Origin of the sequence: Flavobacterium ajazii, from assembly GCF_010614725.1 — a bacterium.
Classification (GTDB): Bacteria; Bacteroidota; Bacteroidia; order Flavobacteriales; family Flavobacteriaceae; genus Flavobacterium; species Flavobacterium ajazii.
The window spans coordinates 1-1,688 of the sequence record NZ_JAAEHL010000027.1; the positions used below are offsets into that span (position 1 = coordinate 1).

General features: G+C 38.7%; 1 protein-coding gene. It reads left to right on the forward strand.

Going from position 1 to position 1,688, the window contains the following annotated elements:
• Window positions 1-88: 88 nt before the first annotated feature.
• Complete coding sequence (locus GWR14_RS23650; RefSeq protein WP_246236383.1) at window positions 89-1,609, forward strand: IS1182 family transposase; 1,521 nt, start codon at window positions 89-91, stop codon at window positions 1,607-1,609.
• Window positions 1,610-1,688: the final 79 nt, after the last annotated feature.

Here is a 1,688-nt window from a genome sequence, read left to right on the forward strand (position 1 = left end):
ACGTCAAACTGTCTAAAAACCTCCCTTTTCACTTTAAATTCATTGGCTTAAAACTTGGCTAAAACCTGGATATTTCGTATCTTTTTATATGAAATTTATCCAAGGAAAAGACCGCAACCAATTGGAGTTTTTTAGCCTGAATCAGGCTGTAACTCCCGAGAATGAAGTCCGTTTAATTGAAGTTTTTGTGAGTTCTTTAGCTTTTAAGGAGCTTGGCTTTAAAACCGATTTTATTGAAAACGGAAGACCTGCCTATCATCCTTCCGAACTCTTAAAACTTTTTATTTACGGCTATCTTAATCGTATTCGCTCTTCAAGACAATTGGAGAAAGAATGTGGGCGGAATCTCGAAGTAATGTGGCTTTTACGTGGGTTGGTTCCCGATCACAATACCATTGCCAATTTTAGAAAAAACAACGAAAAGTCCATCCGGAAAGTGTTCCGAAAAACCGTTTCCCTGGCACAGGATTTTGAACTCATTGGAGGAACTTTACTCGCTGGGGACAGTACCAAACTCAGAGCTCAGAACTCTAAAAAGAATAATTTCAATCCCAATAAAATTGAAAAACACATTGCCTACATCGACAGTAAACTCGAAGAATATACCCAAATTTTAGCCTCACAAGATGGTGATGTTTCTGAGGACCAAATCAACAAAAAAATCAACAAACACATGGCTCAGAAAACCAAGTATGAGCAAATGAAAAAAGAATTGGAAACTACCGATGCGGTTCAAATATCCACTTCCGATCCTGATAGTAGGCTACTCATCACCCGAAACAACATTACCGAAGTCGCCTACAACGTACAAACCACGGTAGATGCCAAACACAACATTCCGATTGATTTTAAAGTCACCAATGTAAACGATTCCAAAGCCATGGGAAACATGGTTAGACGAACCAAAACTATTTTAGGACAATCCGAGTTTACCATTCTCTACGACAAAGGCTATTATACCGGAACCGAGTTTACCTATGCCGACCGACATGGTGTGGAAGTGATGGTAGCGGTTCCGGCGGCCTCGGCTCATGCCCCTGATGTGGATTTTGATGTGGAGCATTTTACCTATGACAAAACTAGCGACAGCTATATTTGTCCTGCCAATAAAATACTAACTACCAACGCAAGATGGTACACTAAAAAGAACGGAAAAACCACCAATAAAATCAAGCATTACAAAACTTCGGCTTGTTTGACTTGTGAATTCTTTGCCCGTTGCACCAAAAACGCCAAAGGGCGACTTATAGAACGCAGCGAACATGCCGATTTGATGGATGCCAACAAAAAGCGTATTGAAGTAAACAAAGAAATCTACCGAAAACGGCAAGCCATTGTAGAACACCCTTATGGAACGATTAAACGTCAATGGGACTTTTACTACATCATGACCAAAAAATCGATAAAACACGCCTCTGCTGATGTGGGACTCATCTTCGCAGCTTACAATCTGCGCCGGATATTTAATCTTGTTAGCCAAAATCAGTTCCAAAAGCACCTAAAAGGCTTTGCTCTTTATTTTTTGAGTTGCTATGAGCTATTTTTAGTATTTTTAAACTCTTTTCTTTTTCATGAAAAAGAAAACTCCTTTTATGAAATTTTAAATTAAAATCACTTACAACTCGTGTAAATAACTATTTTTGGGTAAACGTAGTTAACTAAAAAGGGTTTTTAGACGAACTGACGTT

Excerpts from the sequence above, each read along its gene's own strand:
- GWR14_RS23650 (WP_246236383.1), top strand. The coding sequence starts at position 89 with ATGAAATTTATCCAAGGAAAAGACCGCAACCAATTGGAGTTTTTTAGC.